This window comes from Streptomyces sp. TLI_55 (genome assembly GCF_900206255.1).
In the GTDB taxonomy this organism is placed as follows: Bacteria; Actinomycetota; Actinomycetes; order Streptomycetales; family Streptomycetaceae; genus Streptomyces; species Streptomyces aquilus.
This window is the reverse complement of the sequence record NZ_OAOJ01000001.1, coordinates 4,192,743-4,210,576: the sequence shown is the minus strand read 5'-3', so window position 1 is coordinate 4,210,576 and position 17,834 is coordinate 4,192,743. Positions and strand designations below refer to the sequence as shown.

The following is a 17,834-nucleotide window of genomic DNA, read 5'->3' as shown; positions in this document are numbered from 1 at the left end:
TGACGGCCCCCCATCTTCTGAACCTCTGATTTCCGACGGCGGAAGGACCTGCCGATGCCGATCGCGCACGTCAACGGGATCGACCTCAGTTACGACGACCACGGCCCCGCCGACCGGGAGGAGCCGGTCGTGATGCTCGCGGGCACCGGCGGCCCGGGCCGGATCTGGCGCAGCCATCAGGTCCCCGCCCTCCGGGCGGCCGGCCACCGGGTGATCACGCTCGACAACCGGGGCATCCCGCCGACCGGCCCGTCCGTCGTCGGCTTCACCCTCGCCGACATGACCGCGGACGTCGCCGCGCTGATCGAGCGCCTGGGGGCGGGCCCCTGCCGGGTCGTGGGCCACTCGCTGGGCGGCCTCATCGCCCAGGAACTCGTCCTCGCCCGCCCCGACCTCGTCAGCCGTGCCGTGCTGATGGCCAGCTGCGGACGGGCGGACGCGCTGATCGCCGCCATGTCGGCCGCCGACATCGAACTGGCCGACAGCGGCGTCAAGATCCCGCCCTCGGTGACCGCGTACCAGCAGGCCGTCCAGAACCTCTCGCCCCGCACCCTCAACTACGAGGACGGGCTGCGGGACTGGCTCGGCATCTTCGAGCTCTCGGCCCCCGACCCGTCGACGATCCGCGCGCAACTCGGCCTGGAGGTCATCCCGAACCGCCTGCCGCACTACCGCCGGATCAGCCGCCCCTGCCTCGTCATCGGCTTCCAGGACGACCTCGTCGTCCGCCCGCATCTGTCACGCGAACTCGCCCGGGCCATCCCGGGCGCCCGGTACACCGAGATCCCCGGCTGCGGCCACTACGGGTATCTGGAGCGGCCCGACGCGGTGAACGACGCGCTCATCGACTTCCTCGCGGCCTGAGCGGCTCCCGGCGGAGGACGGCTCAGGCGTCCCGCAACCGCCGGGCGATCTCCAGCTGTTCCGGCTCCAGCTGCCGGCCGTCCTCGATCTCCCACAGACAGTTCTGCAGCACCCGCCCGAGCGTCCAGGCACGCGCGCGTGCCCGATCCAGGCCCAGGACGTCCGTCATCGTGTCGAAGCGTCGGCGGACCTCGCCGGGCTCGAAGCGGTTGTCGATCGCGGGCAGCAGGTCGAAACCGGGGTCGCCCGCGAGGGGCTTGGGGTCGATGGCGAGCCAGTCCGCGCGGTCGGCGCCGAGGACGTTGTCGTAGTGCAGGTCCCAGTGGAGGAGGCGGTCGCCGGGTTCGTCGACGACCTCTCGTACGGTGGCGGCGCAGTCGGCGACCAGTGCGCGCGCCTCCTCGTCGGCGATCCGCTCCAGCGCCCGGGGCGTCCGCTCCAGCATGGCCCGCGCGATGTCGCCGAGCCGGCGCATGCCCGCCGGAGCCGGAAAGGCCGTCAGGTGGGCCAGGAGGCGGGCGATGACGAGGACGGCCTCGCGGGTGTCGGGGACGTGGGACAGCATGCGGGCGGGGTCGAGGCGTTCCAGGAGCATGGTGCCGGTGGCCTCGTCGTGGTCGAGGAGGCGTACCGCGCCGTCGCCGTCCCAGAAGCGCAGGGCGACGGGCTCGCCCGCGCTCTCCTCGTCGAGGAGTTGCAGCTTCAGGACGGCTCCCGTGCCGTCGGCGCGCAGGACGGGCAGGACGAGGGCGCTGACGCCGTGCATGGCGGTGCCGTCCGGCCGTAGGCCCCACTCCGTGAGGAAGCGCTCGGTCTGTTCTGGCAGTCCCGCGATGAACGCCCGTCCCGCCGCTCCGTTGAACTTCTCCTGTGCCGCCGCGAGTCGCTCCGGAATGTCGATCACGCGTCGAGCGTATCGACGTGGGTAAATCGGCTCATGGGAATTACCCGGGGCCTGCACAGGGTGTGGACGTACGTGCGCGGCGCGCCCGGCACGTACATCTGGCTGGCGGTCCTGTTCGTGACGACGGTGGCGCTGCACCACATGTCTCCGGACTTCGAGGCGGATTTCCTGCGGCAGCGTTCGACGAACATCCGTGAACTGTCCAGCAACCCGGTACGGGTGCTGGTGTCCAGCGCGATGTGGATCGACGGCGGGCGGTGGCTGCCGTACGCCGTCCTGTACTCCGTCATCCACGCGCCGGCCGAGCGCTGGCTGGGGACGGCGCGCTGGCTGGCGGTGTGCGCGGCGGCGCATGTGCTGGCGACGCTGATCAGCGAGGGCGCGCTGTTGTGGGGGATCCGGCACGGGATGGCGCCGGAGTCGGCGGTGAACACGCTGGACGTCGGGGTGAGTTATGCGCTGGCGGGGGTGGTGGCGGTGCTGGCGTACCGGATTCCGGTGCCCTGGCGGGCGCCGTACGCCGCCGCCGTGCTGATCGTCTACGGGGTGCCGCTGGTGACCGGGCGGACCTTCACCGACCTCGGCCACTTCACTTCGGTGTTGATCGGGTTCGCCTGCTATCCGCTGGTCAGGGGCCGTGCAAAACCACGAGATCCGAAGGAGACAGCGGCGGTCTCGCAGGGTTAACGTCCCGGCATGAGCAGCTCGGCCACCGCCGTCGTGAACGGCGGCATCTCGTTCTGGTTCGCCGACGACGGTCTCCCGGCGGTGCGGGAGCCGCTGACCGGGGACGCCACGGCGGACGTGGTGATCGTCGGAGGCGGATACACCGGTCTGTGGACGGCGTACTACCTGAAGAAGGCCGCCCCCTTCCTCCGCGTCACCGTCCTGGAGCAGAAGTTCTGCGGGTACGGCGCCTCCGGCCGCAACGGCGGCTGGCTCTACAACGGCATCGCCGGCCGCGACCGCTACGCGAAGCTGCACGGACACGAGGCGGCGGTGCGCCTGCAACGGGCCATGAACGACACCGTCGACGAGGTCGTGCGGACCGCGGCGGCGGAGGGCATCGAGGCGGACATCCACCAGGGCGGGGTACTCGAAGTCGCCCGCACACCCGCCCAGTTGGCCCGCCTCAAGGACTTCCACGCGCACGAGCTGTCGTACGGCGAGAAGGACCGTGAGCTGTACGGCGCCGGTGAGACGGCCGAGCGGATCCGGGTGGCGGACGTGGTCGGTTCGACGTGGACGCCGCACGGGGCGCGGCTGCACCCGGTGAAGTTGGTGAAGGGCCTGGCCGCGGCCGTCGAGGCGCTGGGCGTGGCCATCCATGAGGCGACACCGGTGACGGAGATCCGGCCGAAGCACGCGGTGACGCCCTACGGCACGGTCCGCGCCCCCTACGTCCTGCGCTGCACCGAGGGGTTCACGGCGAGCCTGAAGGGGCAGCGGCGGACCTGGCTGCCGATGAACTCGTCGATGGTGGTGACCGAGCCGCTGACGGACGAGCAGTGGGCGTCGGTCGGCTGGGACGGGCGGGAGGCGCTCGGCGACATGGCGCACGCGTACATGTACGCCCAGCGCACCGCCGACGGGCGGATCGCGCTGGGCGGGCGCGGGGTGCCGTACCGCTTCGGGTCGCGGACGGACAACGACGGACGGACACAGGCGGCGACCGTCGAGGCGCTGCGGGAGATCCTGGTCGGCTTCTTCCCGTCGCTGGCCGGGGTCGCCGTCGAGCACGCCTGGTCGGGGGTGCTGGGGGTGCCGCGCGACTGGTGCGCGACGGTCACGCTGGACCGGGCGACGGGTCTCGGCTGGGCCGGGGGGTACGTCGGCTCGGGCGTCGCCACGACGAACCTCGCGGGCCGGACCCTGCGCGACTTGGTCCAGCTGGACTCCGGGCAGGGCGGCCGGACCGAACTGACCGATCTGCCGTGGGTCGGACACAAGGTCCGCAAGTGGGAGCCGGAGCCGTTGCGGTGGCTGGGGGTGCAGGGGATGTACGCGACTTATCGGGCGGCTGATCGGCGGGAGGCCCTGTCGCACACGGCGCGATCCTCGAAGCTGGCACGCCTCGCGGACCGGGTGGCGGGGCGGCACTGAGGGGTGGGGCGCCAGAGGCGGGACAACGCTTTCTGGCCGCTCCGGGATTCTCATGAATGCGTTGTCGTATCCCTGTGTCACCATCGCATCAACGACCGATGATCCAGGGGGGATTCTTTGTTCGGCGACTCCTGTCCGCGTGCGGGGCGCAGACGGGCGGCCGCTTTCGCGGCTCTCGTTGCACTGCTCGCTTCGCTGTTGACGTTGACCGGCACGGGGCGGGCCTCGGCCGCCGAGGGGGAGTGCGGGCCGGTGCCGCTCGCTTCCTTCGGCGACCCGGGGAATGCGGTGGTCAAGGCCACGATCCCGGCCGAGGGCAGCGCGTGTTTCACGGTGTCGGCTCCGGCGGCCGGCCTGTACCTGGTGTCTCTCGACGACACCGACGCGTATGCGCGGCTGTCCGCCCCGGACGGCTCCGAAGTGGACTGCTATGAAGAGCAGTTCTCGCAGCAGGGCCAGTGCCAGGTGCCCGCGGCCGGTGACTACACGCTGAGCGTGGTGAACGGCGGTTGGGCGGAGAAGGAGGTCTCCTTCACGGTCGTGCCGCTGGGGTCGGGCACGCCCGGGTGCTTCGGAGCGGTCGGTACGGGCTGGGACCAGGAGGCGGTGAGCCGGACCTCCGCGGGTGAGCTGGAGGTCGACTGCCAGGAGTTCGCGGGCAGGCCGGGGGAGCGGGTCAGGCTGACGCACGGGACGAAGGTGTACGGCGACACTCTGGCGTGGATCACCGATGCGACGGGTGCCTGGATCTGCCCGCGTGTCTCGGCGGACGACGAGGACACCCGCAGTTGTGTGCTGCCGGGCGACGGCCCCTATCGGGTGCTGTCGAAGGTCACGTACGGGGGGAACGGGTATCCGGCCGAGTACGCGGTCAAGGTGCGGTCGCTGTCCGACCCGCAGGGCTGCCGTTCCGCGTCCGTGCGCCCGTTCGGGGTGCTGGAGGGACTGGACTTCGGTACGAATCCCTGTTTCGTCTTCACCGCCGACAAGGCAGGCCGGTATCTGGTCCACTCCGTGGACGACTACTCCGCGAGCGCGGTCATGGTCTACGACGCCGACGGAAAGATCGCCTGCCGGGCGAGTGATCCGTGTCGGCTGACGAGCGCGGGCACGTACACGGCGGTGCTCGACGGCGACTACCCCTTCCGGGCCGCTGAGAACGGCCCGGACGATCTGGTCGTTCTCGACCGTGCCGCGCAGGCGGGGTGCGTGGCGGCCGGGATGGGTGCGTACAAGGGGGAGCTGAGCGCGATCGGGCAGTACGACTGCCTGACGCTGGATGCCCCGCAGGGTGCCCGGATCGCCGCGCTCACGCCGCTCGCCTCCACCGGGGTGGACGTGGACGTGGAGGTCGTCGACCGCGACGGGACCGCGCAGTGCGATGCGGCACAGCTGGCCAGCGGTGACTGCGCGTTGACGGGCACGGCGCCCTATCACGCCCTGGTGCACACGGAGGACACCGGCGCGGATGCCGTGGGCGCGTATGCGATCGCCTTCCACCGCACCGATGCCGCGGGCGACTGCCCGGTCCTGCCGGCGGGCAGTTTCTCCGCCGACGGGGCCAAGGCCACGCTGACCACGGGTGGCGGTGTCTTCTCCCAGTGCCTGAGCATTCCCGCCGACGCGCACACAGGGGCCGAGGTCTTTCAGCTGGTTGCCACGTCCGGCGGGGTACCGGCGAAGTTCTCGGTGCTGGACGCCACCGGTAAGAAGGTCTGCGACCGTGCTGCCTCCACGACGAACGGTTGGACCGTCTGCGCGCTGACCCCGGGCAAGGCCCACACGGTGCTGGTCACCGGACGGGACACGGCCGCCACCTACGCGCTGTCCCGGCGGGACGTGACCGCCGGCGCGTCGGCCGCGGGCTGTGCGAAGTCCCCCGTGGGGAAGGTCGGGGGACCGTCCGTGACCGGTGCCTACGGCGAGCCCGGCACGCTGAACTGCCACCAGGTCACCACCGATGCCGCCACCGATGTCGTGCACGTGGACGTGCGGGACGCGCTCGGGACGGCCAACATCGCCGTCTTCGGCGGTGACGGCAGTGCGGAGTGCTCCTTCCGGAACCGTTCCTGTGCGGTCACCGGGTCCACCACCCACCAGGTCCTGGTGCAGACGCCGGCCACGTTGAAGGCGGCGCCCGAGTACCACCTGGACGCCTTGCGGATCGCGACCGCGGACGGCCCGGCCGCGGAGTGCACCAAGGTGCCATCGGTGTCGTACGGGTACGGGCCGATCACCGGCGCGCTCGACGAGGGGCACACGGCGGTGTGCGCGGTTCTGCCGACGGCCGGGTTCGACCGCTTCGACCTGGCGGTCACCGACACCAACGGGGCCACCACGACGGCCGTGCCCGCCTTGTACAACAGCGCCTGGAACAACGGCTGTTCGCTGGCCATACCGTCCGGCTGGCAGTGCTCGGCGGGTGGCTCGTCCTCGGCGGCCAGTCCGAGTGTGTTCGTCCTGGGGCTGCCGGAGAAGGCGTCCAGCACGTCCTACAGTGCCAAGCTGACCTGCACGTCCTCCCTGTGCGGCCCTGACAGGGTGAGTGTCACCGCGGTGAGCCCCGGCACCGGCGTCGCCGGTGGCAAGGTCACGCTTACGGTGACCGGCACCGCGCTGCCCGCGAGTGCCACGGTGCGGCTGTCGCGGAGCGGGACCACCCTGAACGCGACGACGGAGTCGGTGTCGGCGGACAACCGGACGTTGACCGCGACCCTCGATCTGACGGGCGCGGCCCCGGGGACGTGGAACGTGAGTGTGCTGGCGGGCTGCTGTGAATTCCCGCGCGGCACCTTCACCGTCACCGAGCCCCAGCTGGAGAACACGGCCGCCCCGAAGGTGACCGGCACGGTCAAGGTGGGGGCCAAGGTCTCCGCGGCGCCGGGGAGTTGGTCGGCGACACCGTCGTCGTACACGTACCAGTGGAAGGCGAACGGCACGGAGATCGCCGGGGCGACGGGCAAGACGTACGTCCTTCCCGCGTCGGTGGTGGGCAAGAAGATCACGGTGACGGTCACCGCGGTCAAGGAGGGCTGGCAGGGTGCCACGGCGACCTCGGCCGCGTCGACCGTGGCCAAGGGGGATGCGCCCAAGGCGACGAAACTGCCGGTGATCAGTGGTACGGCGAAGGTCGGCAGGACCTTGAAGACGACGAAGGGGACGTGGAGTCCCACGCCGACCTCGTTCGCGTACCAGTGGTACGCGAACGGCAAGGTGATCAGCGGGGCCACCAAGTCGTCTCTGGTGCTGAAGTCGGCCCAGAAGGGCAAGAAGATCACGGTGAAGGTGATCGCGCATCGGACCGGTCACAAGGACGGGTCGGCGGTGAGCAAGGCGACGGCGGCGGTCGCGAAATGAGGAGCGGCTGAGATGAGGAGGGCGCGGCCGGAGCCGCGCCCTCCTTGTGTCGCTAGGCCACCGACTCCGGCACCGGAGCCTGCGCCGACGCTTCCCGCCCGGGCGGCTTCGTCGTCACCATCAGGGCCGCCACCAGCCCCGCCAGCAGCATGATCCCCGCCGCCCACCAGATCGCGACCGTGTAGCCGTGCACGACCGCCTCCTTCGCGAGGAGGTCCCGGTTGGTGCCGCCGGTCAGATGGGCCGTGAGGTAGGCGGTGCTGCTGGTCGTGGCGATCGTGTTGAGCAGGGCCGTGCCGATCGAACCGCCCACCTGCTGGGAGGTGTTGACGGTGGCCGAGGTGACCCCGGAGTCCTGCGGGGCGACGCCCGCCGTCGCGGTGGCGAAGACCGGCATGAAGGTCAGGCCCATGCCGAGGCCCATGAGGAGCAGCGCGGGCAGGATCTGCGTCGCGTAGTCGGAGTGGATCGTCATCCGGGTCAGGATCAGCATGCCGCCCGCGGCCAGGACCATGCCGGGAGCCATCAGCAGCCGGGGCGGCACCCGGTCCATCAGACGGGCCGAGATCTGGGTGGAGCCGATGATGATCGCGGCCGTGAGGGGCAGGAAGGCCAGGCCGGTCTGGACGGGCGAGTAGGCCAGGATGACCTGGAGGTAGTAGGTCATGAACAGGAACAGGCCGAACATGCCGATGACGGCCAGGCCCATCGTCAGGAAGCAGCCCGCGCGGTTGCGGTCCTTGACGATGTGCAGGGGGAGCAGGGGAGAGGGGGCCCTGTTCTGCCACCACACGAAGACCGCGAGAAGGACGACGCCTCCCGCGAGGAGCCCCAGGACCAGCGGGTCGCTCCAGCCGCGCGGCTCCGCCTCGCTGAAGCCGTAGACGATGGCGACGAGGCCGCCGCAGCCCAGCAGTACGCCGGGCACGTCGAGGCGGGCGCCCGCGTGGCCGGGGCGGTCGTGCAGGAGGGCGAGGGCGCCGAAGACGGCGATGACGGCGATGGGGACGTTGACGTACAGGCACCAGCGCCAGTCGAGGTACTCGGTGAGCAGTCCGCCGACGATGAAGCCGATGGCGGAGCCGGACCCGGCGAGGGCGCCGTAGATGCCGAAGGCCTTGCCGCGTTCCTTCGGGTCCGTGAAGGTCGTCGTCAGCAGGCTCAGTGCGGACGGCGCCAGGACGGCGGCGAAGACGCCCTGGAGTGCGCGGGCACCGAAGAGCATGCCGGCGCTCTGGGCGGCGCCGCCGAGCGCGGAGGCGGCGGCGAAGCCGACGAGGCCGATGACGAAGGTGCGTTTGCGGCCGACGAGGTCGGCGATCCGGCCGCCGAGCAGGAGGAGGCCGCCGAAGGCGAGGGTGTAGGCGGTGATCACCCATTGCCGGTTGCCGTCGGACATGCCCAGGTCCTCCTGTGCGGAGGGGAGGGCGATGTTCACGATGGTGGCGTCGAGGACGACCATCAGCTGGGCGAGAGCGATGATCACCAGGCCCCACCAGCGGCGCGGGTCGGCCTGATCCGGTTCACCTGTTCGGGTGACACTCACCCCGCCAGAAGACCATGAATCGGGACGTATCGCATCTGCGAGGGGTGTCTTGCGGTTGCTCATGGTTCGAGGACGACCTTTCCGGTGGTGCCGCGGGTCTCCAGCGCCCGGTGCGCGGCGGCGGCCTCGGTCAGCGGGAAGCGCTGCACGGCCGGGGTGAGACGGCCCGCGGCGGCCTCGGCGAGGGCGCGGAGTTCGAGGGTCTGTACGGGGTGGGGGCCGCCGGCCTTCCGCATCATCACGGGGCCGAGGACCTGCTCGGAGACGCCGTCGACGACGTAGGGGGCGCCACCCTGGATGCCTTCGGCGGACCAGCCGAACACCAGGTGCTTGCCGCCGGGGGCGAGGAGGGCGACGGCCTCGCGGGCGATGTCGCCGCCGACCCCGTCGAAGACGACGGTGACCTTGTCGCCGCCCAGGTGGGCGCGGACCTTGTCGGGCCAGGCCGGGTCCTTGTAGTCGACGGCGAGGTCGGCGCCGTTGGCCTCGACGCGGGCGGTCTTGGCGGGGCCGCCGGCGAGGCCGACGACGGTCGCGCCGGCGTTCTTCGCGTACTGCACGAGCAGGGTGCCGATGCCGCCTGCGGCGGCCGGGACGAGGGCCACGGAGTCGGGGCCGAGCTCGGCGAACTGGAGGATGCCCATCGTCGTACGGCCCGTGCCGATCATGGCGACGGCCTCGGCGAAGTCCAGGTTGCCGGGGATCTCGTGGACCCGGTCGACGTCGGTGACGGCGAGTTCGGCGTAACCGCCGGGCGCGAACCCGAGGTGGGCGACGACGCGCTTGCCGAGCCAGAGCCCGGCGACGCCCTCGCCGAGGGACTCGACCACGCCGGCGACCTCGCGGCCGGGGATCGTGGGCAGGCCGGGTAGTTCGGGCAGCGGGCCCTGGACGCCCTCGCGCAGGGCGGTGTCGAGGAGGTGGACACCGGCCGCCCGTACGGCGACACGGACCTGGCCCGGGCCGGGGCGGGGGTCCTCGGTCCGCTCGTAGGTGAGGTTCTCGGCCGGGCCGAAGGCGTGCAGGCGGATGGCGTGCATGGAAGCTCCCTGGACGATTGCTGCGTCGGCTCCCAGCCTTCAACCTCAAGCATGCTTCAGGTCAAGGGCGTCGCGGCCGGACCCCAGGGCCAACGACACCGCGGTGAGGGCGCTGTTGAAGGAGACCTCGGACAGCACGCCGGGGGCGGCCACCTGGTCGCCGACGAGGTAGACGCCGTCGCCGCGGTCGATGGCGGGACGGTCCCGCCAGCTGGTGCCGGGCGGGTCGACGGCGCCGGTACGGCCGTTCGCGAGCGCTTCGCCGCGCCAGGTGACGCGGTCCCGCCAGCCGTCGAAGCCGAGGTCGAGAAGCTGCTCGGCGCGGGCGACGCCGTCCGCCTTGGACTCGTGCGGGGCGACGGGGATCTGCCCCTGGATCAGCTGCTCGCCGGCCGGGGCGAGGGTGCGGTCCTGCGCCGTGAAGCGTTCGATCCAGCCGGGGGAGTCCAGGTCGGACACGGCGAAGGCGTCACCGCGCCGGGTGCGCACGGCGAGGTCGATGAGGACGGTACGGCCGCTGGTCCACGTCAGCGTGGGGTCGTCGAGGAGGCGGCGGGCGGCGTCGAGGGAGGTGGCGACGACGACGGGGGTGTCGGTGGGAAGGGTGTCGACGCGGGACAGGGTCTCCATCCGCACCCCCAGATTCCAGGCGCGGGCGGCCATGCGGTCGACGACGGTCGCCCAGCCGCCGACCGGGTAGTGCGCCTCGGGCGGCAGCTTGGTGGCGCGGCGCAGCCGCTCCTGCACGAAGGCCGCGGACAGGGCGCCCGGGTCGTGGTGGAAGAGGGCGACGGCGGAGTAGTGGGCGGCGGCGCGGGCGCCCTCCTCACCGGCGATGCCGGTGGCCCAGGTCAGGAAGTCGGTGTCGACGGGGGCCTGCGGCAGCCGGGGGCGCAGCAGCTTCAGCATCGCGAACGGCGGGGTGCGGCGCAGGACGCCCTTGTGCCGCAGCCGCAGCCGGGCCGCCTCCAGGGGCGGTATCGGGGCGAGCGGCCCGATGAGATCGCGCTGCCTGAGCCAGGCCCAGTGCGGGCCGCCGTTGTAGAGCGCGTGCGGCCCCTCGTTGGTCCGGTACGGCCCCTCGGCGGTCCGCGCCCGCCCGCCGAGGGTGTGATGGGCCTCGTGGACGGTGACCTTGGCGCCCGCTTCGGCGGCGGTGATGGCGGCGGTGAGTCCGGCCAGGCCGCCGCCGATGACGGTGATGCGGTGCATGGGGTGTCCTCACGGTGGGGTGGGCTGTCGCGGATATGACGCCCGCGCGGGCCGAAATGTGACGTGAGGGGCGTTTTTCCAGGTCAGGCTGGAGGTCCGGGGGTGTTGTCAGTGGTGGGGTGCAGCATGGGGGGATGGCGAGCAGAGCGGCGGGCGGAACGGGTGTGAAGGGTGCGCGGCGGCCGGAGGTGCGGTTGCCGGCCTTGGAGGCGTTCGACGGGGGTGTGCTGGAGCCGGACGGGGACTACGACGGGCTGGAGTTCCGGGAGCTGGACCTCGCCGGGCAGGACGGCGGGGGCGCCCGCTTCATGGACTGCGCGCTGACGGGCTGCGCGCTGGACGAGACGCGGCTGCGCAACGCGCGCGTCCTGGACTCGGTGCTCACCGGCGTACGGGGCGTCGGCACCGACCTGTCCGACGCGACCCTGCGGGACGTCGAGCTGGTGGACGCCCGGCTGGGCGGCGTGCAGGTGCACGGGGCGGTACTGGAGCGGGTGGTGATCCGCGGCGGCAAGATCGACTACCTGAACCTGCGCACGGCCCGGCTCAGAGACGTCGTCTTCGAAGGCTGCGTCCTGGTGGAACCGGACTTCGGAGGCGCCCACCTGGAACGCGTCGAGTTCATCGACTGCGCCCTCAAACGCGCCGACCTGACCGCGGCGACCCTGACCGACGTCGACCTGCGGGGCGCGGTCGAACTGGACATCGTGCGAGGCGTGGAGCGGTTGGCGGGATCGGTGATCAGCACGGCTCAACTGATGGACCTGGCACCGGTGTTGGCGGCCCAGATGGGCGTCCGGGTGGAGGGCTGACGGGGGGAGCTTCTGAGCTCCCCGCCCCCGAGCTCCCCGCCCCCCGAGCCGGGGAGCTTCTGAGCTCCCCGGCTCCCGATGTGCTGATCCTCTGGCCAGGCCCTAGCTCACCCGAGGAAACATCGCCTGCAGGCTCCAGATCGCCGGGTTCTCGCCCAGGTCCTCGTGGAGGTCCACCAGGTCGGCGATGAGGTCGTGCAGGAAGTCGCGGGCCTCACGGCGGAGTTCGGCGTGCGAGAAGGTCAGCGGGGGTTCCTCGGCCGGCATCCAGTCCGACTCGATGTCCACCCAGCCGAAGCGGCGCTCGAAGAGCATGCGGTCGGTGGACTCGGTGAAGTCGAGCTCGGCGTGCTGGGGGCGGGACGCGCGGGAGCCGGCCGGATCGCGGTCGAGGCGTTCCACGATGTCGCACAGCGCCCACGCGAAGTCGAGCACCGGCACCCATCCCCAGGCTGTGGACAGCTCCCGGTCCGCCTTGGTGTCGGCGAGATAGACGTCCCCGCAGAACAGGTCGTGCCGCAGCGTGCGGACGTCCACACGGCGGTAGTCCGTCTGGGGCGGGTCGGGGAAGCGGTTGGAGAGGGCGTAGCCGATGTCGAGCACGTACGTGATGGTGTCACGCCGCCCGGGCCGGGACCTCGGCGCGCCATAGGATCGCTGACATGTCCAGATCCGCGCCCCTTGCCCCGGCCTGTGCCGCCGCCCTCGTCCTCGCCCTCACGGCGTGCAGCGGCGGCGGTGGCGGCGTGCAGGGCACCCCGGGCGGGGCAGGGGTCCGGGACCTGTACTTCCCCAAGGCGGGCAACGGCGGCTACGACGTCGGCCACTACGACCTGCGGCTGTCCTACGACCCCGGCACGGACCAGCTCTCCGGCACCGCCGCCCTCACCGCCCGGGCCACCCAGGACCTGTCCGCTTTCAACCTGGACCTGAAGGGCCTGGACGTCGAGAACGTCACCGTCGAGGGCAAGCCCGCCCGCTTCAACCGCACCGGCCAGGAACTGACCGTCCGCCCCCACGACGACCTCGACGACGGCGAGACCTTCGAGGCCGAGGTCCGCTACTCCGGCACCCCGCGCACCCTCACCGACGCCGACGGCTCCCACGAGGGCTGGCTGCGCACCGCCGACGGAGCCGTGGCCCTGGGCGAGCCGGTCGGCTCGATGACATGGTTCCCCGGCAACCACCATCCCTCGGACAAGGCGTCGTACGACATCACGGTCACCGTCCCGAAGGGCCTGGAGGCGGTCTCCAACGGGGAGTTGCGCGGCAAGGAGACCCACGACGGGCGTACCACCTTCGCCTGGCACGCCGCCGAGCCCATGGCGAGCTATGTCGCCACCCTGGCCATCGGCGCCTACGACATCCGCCGGTCCACCGCCGGGGGCGTGCCCGTCTACACCGCCGTCCAGGAGGGCGAGAGCGCGAAGGCGCTGAACCGGCTGTCCGAGGTCATGGACTGGGCGGAGACCAACTTCGGGCCGTACCCCTTCTCCTCCACCGGTGCGATCGTCGGCGGCGAGGACGACGCCGAGTACGCGCTGGAGACCCAGAACCGGCCCTTCTTCCCGGGCACCCCCGACACCGGGCTCCTCGTCCACGAGCTCGCCCACCAGTGGTTCGGCGACTCCGTCACGCCGAAGAGCTGGCGGGACATGTGGCTCAACGAGGGGTTCGCGACCTACGCGGAATGGCTGTGGGAGGAGGACGAGGGCGGCGACAGCGCCCAGGACACCTTCGACGCGCTGTACGAGGAAGGCGAGGACGAGTACCCGGACCTGTGGGCCTTCCCGCCGGCCGAGCCCCCGAGCGGCGCGCACATCTCCGACGACCCCGTCTACCAGCGCGGCGCGATGGTCATCCACAAGATCCGGCAGCAGGTCGGGGACGACGCCTTCTACGACATCGTCCAGGGCTGGACGGCCGGGCACCGGCACGGCAACGCCGACACCGACGACTTCACGGCCTATGTCGAACAGCAGGCGCCCGACGAGGACTTCGACGCGATCTGGGACGAGTGGCTGTACGGAGAGGGCAAGCCGGCGCAGCCGTAGCCGCGCCGGCCTGCAAGGCGTATCAATACTTCGGAATGGTGGCGCCGTGAAATCAAATGCCCACATGAAGCCTCTACTGGAGGTACTGAAGTCCATCAGTCTTGCCGAGACTGAACTTCCAGTGGAATTGCGAGACCTCCTATCTGCTGGGTGGTGCTCTCGCTGGACTTCGGGCAGCTCGCGAACCGGAGTCATCGGACCGCCTCGTTGCCGTCGTCTCACTGGATTTGGAGGAGGAGGATTCCGTCAATGGTGCAACGGTTGAATTCCTTACCCGCAGGCCAGGTTTTCCGCGTTCATTTGATGACCTTGAGCGCTTCCAGTTCGAGGCTATGGCTATTTTTGACTTGGTCGACGCAAGCCAATTCAATGTCTAGATAAATATCGGTCGTTTACGCGGCCGTCTTCCTCCACGAGGCATAGCCGCGACTGAACGAACTCCTCACCGAACGCGCCAACGAAGGTTGCACGATCCGCGTCGCGATCGGGGACGCCGACAGCGACAACGTCCAAGCCCGCGGCCGCGAGGAGCGGTTCGGCCACGGCATCGAATCCCGCTGCCGCCTCGCACTCATGCACTACAGGCCCCTCGCCGACACCCCCGGCATCGAAGTCCGCACCCACAGCACCACGCTCTACAACTCCCTCTACCGCGCCGACGACCAGCAACTCGTCAATGCACACGTCTGGGGTGTCAATGCCTACGCCGCCCCCGTGTGGCATCTTCGCCGACACGAGGAGAGCGGCATGTTCGACACCTACGCCGAGAGCTTCGACGCCGTGTGGGCGACGGCAACCCCCGTACGAGAGGAAGGCTGACCGTGGCCCGCACCGAGTACTACGACGACCCGAACGCGCCCAAGCCGAACAGCATGGTCGTCGCCGCCTCCGCCGTCGTCACCGACGACCACGGCCGTATCCTCCTCCAGCGCCGCCGCGACAACGACCTGTGGGCGCTGCCCGGCGGCGGCATGGACCTCACCGACTCCCTGCCAGGCACAGCCGTCCGCGAAGTCAAGGAAGAGACCGGCCTCGACGTCGAGATCACCGGCCTGGTCGGTACCTACACCGATCCGAAGCACATCATCGCCTACACCGACGGCGAGGTGCGCCGCCAGTTCAATGTCTGCTTCACCGCCCGCATCACCAGTGGCTATCAGCTGGAGATCTCCGACGAGTCCACGGAACTCCGGTTTGTACCGCCCGAAGAAATCAAGCAGTTGCCGATGCACCACACCCAACGGCTCAGGCTCCAGCACTTCTTGGAACACCGCGAGAAGCCGTACCTGGGCTGAACCGACTGACGCCAGTAGCTGACAGCAACAATCCCGCACAACCACGGGCACCGACGCACGGTCGCACCCCGCACAGTCTGCGCCGGCCCGGCGGCCGCCCGCATCGGCAACAACACCCACATCCGGATACGTGAGATGCCGAGGCGGACGGCCTGGGTGTGCCCGCGAGGGCCGTACGGCTACTGGACGTTGACGGCCTTCCAGGCCGCCGCCACCGCGTTGTACTCGGCGCTGCCCGCGCCGTACAGGTCGCTCGCCGCCTTCAGGGTGCCGGTGCGGGCGCCCGCGTAGTCGGTCGAGGAGGTGAAGTACGTCGTCAGGGCCTTGTACCAGATCCGGTAGGCCTTGGCGCGGCCGATGCCGGTGACCGTGGAGCCGTCGTACGTGGGTGAGTTGTAGCTCACGCCGTTGATCGTCTTCGCGCCGCTGCCCTCGCTCAGCAGATAGAAGAAGTGGTTGGCGACACCGGACGAGTAGTGCACGTCGAGCCGGCCGACCGTGCGCGACCAGTAGTCGGCCGAGCCGCCGTCCTTGCTGGGCTTGTCCATGTACCGCAGCGGCGTGCCGTCGCCGTTGATGTCGATCTTCTCGCCGATGAGGTAGTCACCGACATCGGCGGAGTTGTTGGCGAAGAACTCCACGGAGGTGCCGAAGATGTCGGAGGTGGCCTCGTTGAGCCCGCCCGACTCGCGGCTGTACTTCAGCCCGGCCGTGGCCGCCGTCAACCCATGGCTCATCTCGTGCCCCGCGACATCGAGCGAGGTCAGCGGGTGCGAGTTGCCCGAGCCGTCGCCGTACGTCATGCAGAAGCAGCTGTCGTTCCAGAAGGCGTTGACGTACGCGTTGCCGTAGTGCACCCGCGAGTAGGCGGCCTTGCCGTCACCGGCGATGCCGTTGCGGTTGAAGGCGGACTTGTAGAAGTCCCAGGTGACGGCGGCACCGTAGGCCGCGTCGACGGCGGCGGTCTGCCGGTTGGCCGGGGTGCCGTCGCCCCAGGCGTCGTCGGCGTCGTGGAAGAGGGTGCCGGTCCCCGACGTACCCCCGTTGAGGTCGTACGTCTTGTGCCCACCGCGCCCGGAGTCGACGAGGTCGAACCCGCCGGAGGCCGAGGCGGTGGTGCCCAGGGTCACGGTCCCGCTGTACTCGCTGGTCCCCGTGCCGGTGTCGATGCCCTGGTACTCGTAGATCTTCTTGCCGGTGGTGGCGTCGGTGATGACGTGCAGCTCGCTGGGGGTGCCGTCGTGCTGGAGCCCCTTGACGACGGACTCGTAGGCGAGGACGGGCTTGGCGCCGACGGCCCAGACCACCTTGCGGGCGGAGGCGCTTCCGGATCCGGCGTCGGCGAGGGCCGCCTTCTTGGCAGCGGCGGCGGATATCCGTGCGTCCGTCGACGCGACGGCTATCCGCGCGCCGGTCGCCTTGCTGACGCCCTTGAGCGCGCCGCTCTTCGCCACGTGGGTGACCAGGTCGCCGCCCAGGACGGGCAGTCCGGCGTAGGTGCGCTCGTAGCGGGTGTGGACGGTGCCATCGGCGTCCTTGACGACGTCCCGGACGACGAGTGTCTCCTGGGCGCCGAGCCCGAGCTCGGCGGCGGTCGAACCGGCCGCGTCCTGCGCCGACCTGAGCGCCTCGGCCCGGGCCGAGGCGCTGAGCGGGAGGGCACTCGCGCCGCTGACGGACTCGGTGGCGGCGGTGGCGGCACCGTTCTGCAGCGCGAGTACGACCATCGCCGCCGAGCCGATGAGGGCGGCGGCACGCAGGGTGGTCGTACGGGGAGTGCGGGAGGCGCTGGGGGTGCGGGACTGCAGTCTCACTCGGTCTCCTTCGGGCCGGCCTCAAGGGTGTCGAGGCACAGGCGAGGCACATGACTGGCACAGGTGGGGCACAGAGTTGCGGCGAGCGAGGAGAGGGTGACACCGGAAAGGGCCTGTTTGACAGGTCGCCGTCAAGACTTTACGTGTTCTTGTCCGAAAGTCAGTAGCCGAAATCCGCTATGCGGACGCACGGCTCATGGTCAACTCTCCGCTTGTTCAAGCGGAGTTGGCACCGAAACTGTCACTCCTGCCGTGCGCCACCCAGCACCTTGCGCAGCACGGCACAAGGGAGGCCGAGCCGAAGGTCGGCCCGGTGCCCGATGACCTCGAAGCCGAGGGCGGTCCAGAAGACGAGCGCCTTGGGGTTGTTGTCGAGAACGGCGAGCCGTACGGCGCTACGACCGCCCGCGCGGAACCGCTCCTCGACAAGACCGGCGAGCTGCTTGCCGTACCCCCGCCGATGCGCGGCGGCGTCGATCATCAGCAGCCCGATCCACGGGTCGGGATCGTCGGGATCGGGATGACGGGCAAGAGTGATCACCACCCCCACCACCCGCCCCTCGCTCCGGGCGAGCAGCACCTCGACCTCCGGGTTGGCCAACTCGTCGGCCAGCGCGGCGGCCACCTGCTCGGGACGGATGTCGTCCGGGTCGGGGAAGTCGCCGCTGAGGGCGTGGAACTCACGGTTGGAGGCGTAGAGCGCGGTGAGTTCGGTGAGCAGGGAGGCCGGAATGTCGTGATCGGTCGTCAGAGGAAGCGATTCGAGACGCACGCGCCGACGCTACCCCCGGACAAGCGGGAACCCCCGGCCGAAGCCGGGGGTTCCGCTGCGA

The 17,834-nt window shown here is 70.6% G+C and carries 14 protein-coding genes and 1 pseudogene; 8 read left to right on the top strand and 7 right to left on the bottom strand.

Translation table 11 applies throughout. From position 1 onward, the window contains the following. Window positions 1-54: 54 nt before the first annotated feature. Window positions 55-864 carry an alpha/beta fold hydrolase gene (locus CRP56_RS19375; RefSeq protein WP_097265723.1) on the top strand — a complete coding sequence of 270 codons (810 nt, stop codon included), beginning with the start codon at window positions 55-57 and terminating at the stop codon, window positions 862-864. Window positions 865-886: 22 nt separating this feature from the next. Here CRP56_RS19375 and CRP56_RS19370 read toward each other — a convergent pair whose 3' ends face one another. Beyond that, complete coding sequence (locus tag CRP56_RS19370) at window positions 887-1,795, bottom strand: aminoglycoside phosphotransferase family protein (RefSeq protein ID WP_373559759.1); 909 nt, start codon at window positions 1,793-1,795, stop codon at window positions 887-889. A 6-nt stretch (window positions 1,796-1,801) separates the two neighbouring features. Between CRP56_RS19370 and CRP56_RS19365 the strand changes: the two genes are divergently transcribed. The 3 genes from CRP56_RS19365 (at window position 1,802) to CRP56_RS19355 (ending at window position 7,228) form a co-directional block, all read left to right on the top strand. After that, window positions 1,802-2,455, top strand: a complete 654-nt coding sequence (locus CRP56_RS19365) for a rhomboid-like protein (RefSeq protein ID WP_097265721.1) — start codon at window positions 1,802-1,804, stop codon at window positions 2,453-2,455. Window positions 2,456-2,464: 9 nt separating this feature from the next. After that, window positions 2,465-3,871, top strand: coding sequence for an NAD(P)/FAD-dependent oxidoreductase (locus tag CRP56_RS19360; protein ID WP_179851062.1), 1,407 nt, complete (start codon window positions 2,465-2,467; stop codon window positions 3,869-3,871). 204 nt (window positions 3,872-4,075) lie between these two features. Continuing rightward, window positions 4,076-7,228 (top strand): Tat pathway signal protein, encoded by a 3,153-nt coding sequence (locus CRP56_RS19355; RefSeq protein WP_257040831.1) that lies wholly within the window; start codon window positions 4,076-4,078, stop codon window positions 7,226-7,228. Between the two features lie 52 nt (window positions 7,229-7,280). Here the strand turns inward: CRP56_RS19355 and CRP56_RS19350 are convergent, their stop codons facing one another. The 3 genes from CRP56_RS19350 to CRP56_RS19340 are packed head-to-tail and all read right to left on the bottom strand — an operon-like array spanning window position 7,281 to window position 11,026. Beyond that, window positions 7,281-8,774, bottom strand: coding sequence for an MFS transporter (locus CRP56_RS19350; protein WP_257040830.1), 1,494 nt, complete (start codon window positions 8,772-8,774; stop codon window positions 7,281-7,283). Window positions 8,775-8,833: 59 nt separating this feature from the next. Continuing rightward, a complete protein-coding gene (locus CRP56_RS19345; RefSeq protein ID WP_097265715.1) occupies window positions 8,834-9,814 on the bottom strand; it encodes a zinc-binding dehydrogenase in 981 nt (326 codons plus the stop codon). Window positions 9,815-9,859: 45 nt separating this feature from the next. Further along, window positions 9,860-11,026, bottom strand: a complete 1,167-nt coding sequence (locus tag CRP56_RS19340) for an NAD(P)-binding protein (protein ID WP_097265713.1) — start codon at window positions 11,024-11,026, stop codon at window positions 9,860-9,862. Between the two features lie 134 nt (window positions 11,027-11,160). Here CRP56_RS19340 and CRP56_RS19335 point away from each other — a divergent pair, with 134 nt between their 5' ends. Next, complete coding sequence (locus CRP56_RS19335; protein ID WP_097265711.1) at window positions 11,161-11,838, top strand: pentapeptide repeat-containing protein; 678 nt, start codon at window positions 11,161-11,163, stop codon at window positions 11,836-11,838. 102 nt (window positions 11,839-11,940) lie between these two features. Here CRP56_RS19335 and CRP56_RS19330 read toward each other — a convergent pair whose 3' ends face one another. Continuing rightward, the gene (locus tag CRP56_RS19330) at window positions 11,941-12,441 is read right to left on the bottom strand and encodes a hypothetical protein (protein ID WP_097265709.1); all 501 of its coding nucleotides are present in this window, start codon (window positions 12,439-12,441) and stop codon (window positions 11,941-11,943) included. Between the two features lie 59 nt (window positions 12,442-12,500). Here CRP56_RS19330 and CRP56_RS19325 point away from each other — a divergent pair, with 59 nt between their 5' ends. The 3 genes and pseudogenes from CRP56_RS19325 (at window position 12,501) to CRP56_RS19315 (ending at window position 15,187) form a co-directional block, all read left to right on the top strand. Beyond that, a complete protein-coding gene (locus tag CRP56_RS19325; protein WP_097265707.1) occupies window positions 12,501-13,892 on the top strand; it encodes a M1 family metallopeptidase in 1,392 nt (463 codons plus the stop codon). 387 nt (window positions 13,893-14,279) lie between these two features. Next, window positions 14,280-14,711 (top strand): annotated as a pseudogene (locus CRP56_RS19320) (DUF5919 domain-containing protein); the annotation flags it as partial. A 2-nt stretch (window positions 14,712-14,713) separates the two neighbouring features. After that, window positions 14,714-15,187, top strand: a complete 474-nt coding sequence (locus tag CRP56_RS19315) for an NUDIX domain-containing protein (RefSeq protein WP_097265705.1) — start codon at window positions 14,714-14,716, stop codon at window positions 15,185-15,187. Between the two features lie 179 nt (window positions 15,188-15,366). Here CRP56_RS19315 and CRP56_RS19310 read toward each other — a convergent pair whose 3' ends face one another. Next, window positions 15,367-16,914 (bottom strand): M4 family metallopeptidase, encoded by a 1,548-nt coding sequence (locus CRP56_RS19310; protein ID WP_097274243.1) that lies wholly within the window; start codon window positions 16,912-16,914, stop codon window positions 15,367-15,369. Between the two features lie 328 nt (window positions 16,915-17,242). Then, a complete protein-coding gene (locus CRP56_RS19305; RefSeq protein ID WP_097265703.1) occupies window positions 17,243-17,773 on the bottom strand; it encodes a GNAT family N-acetyltransferase in 531 nt (176 codons plus the stop codon). Window positions 17,774-17,834: the final 61 nt, after the last annotated feature.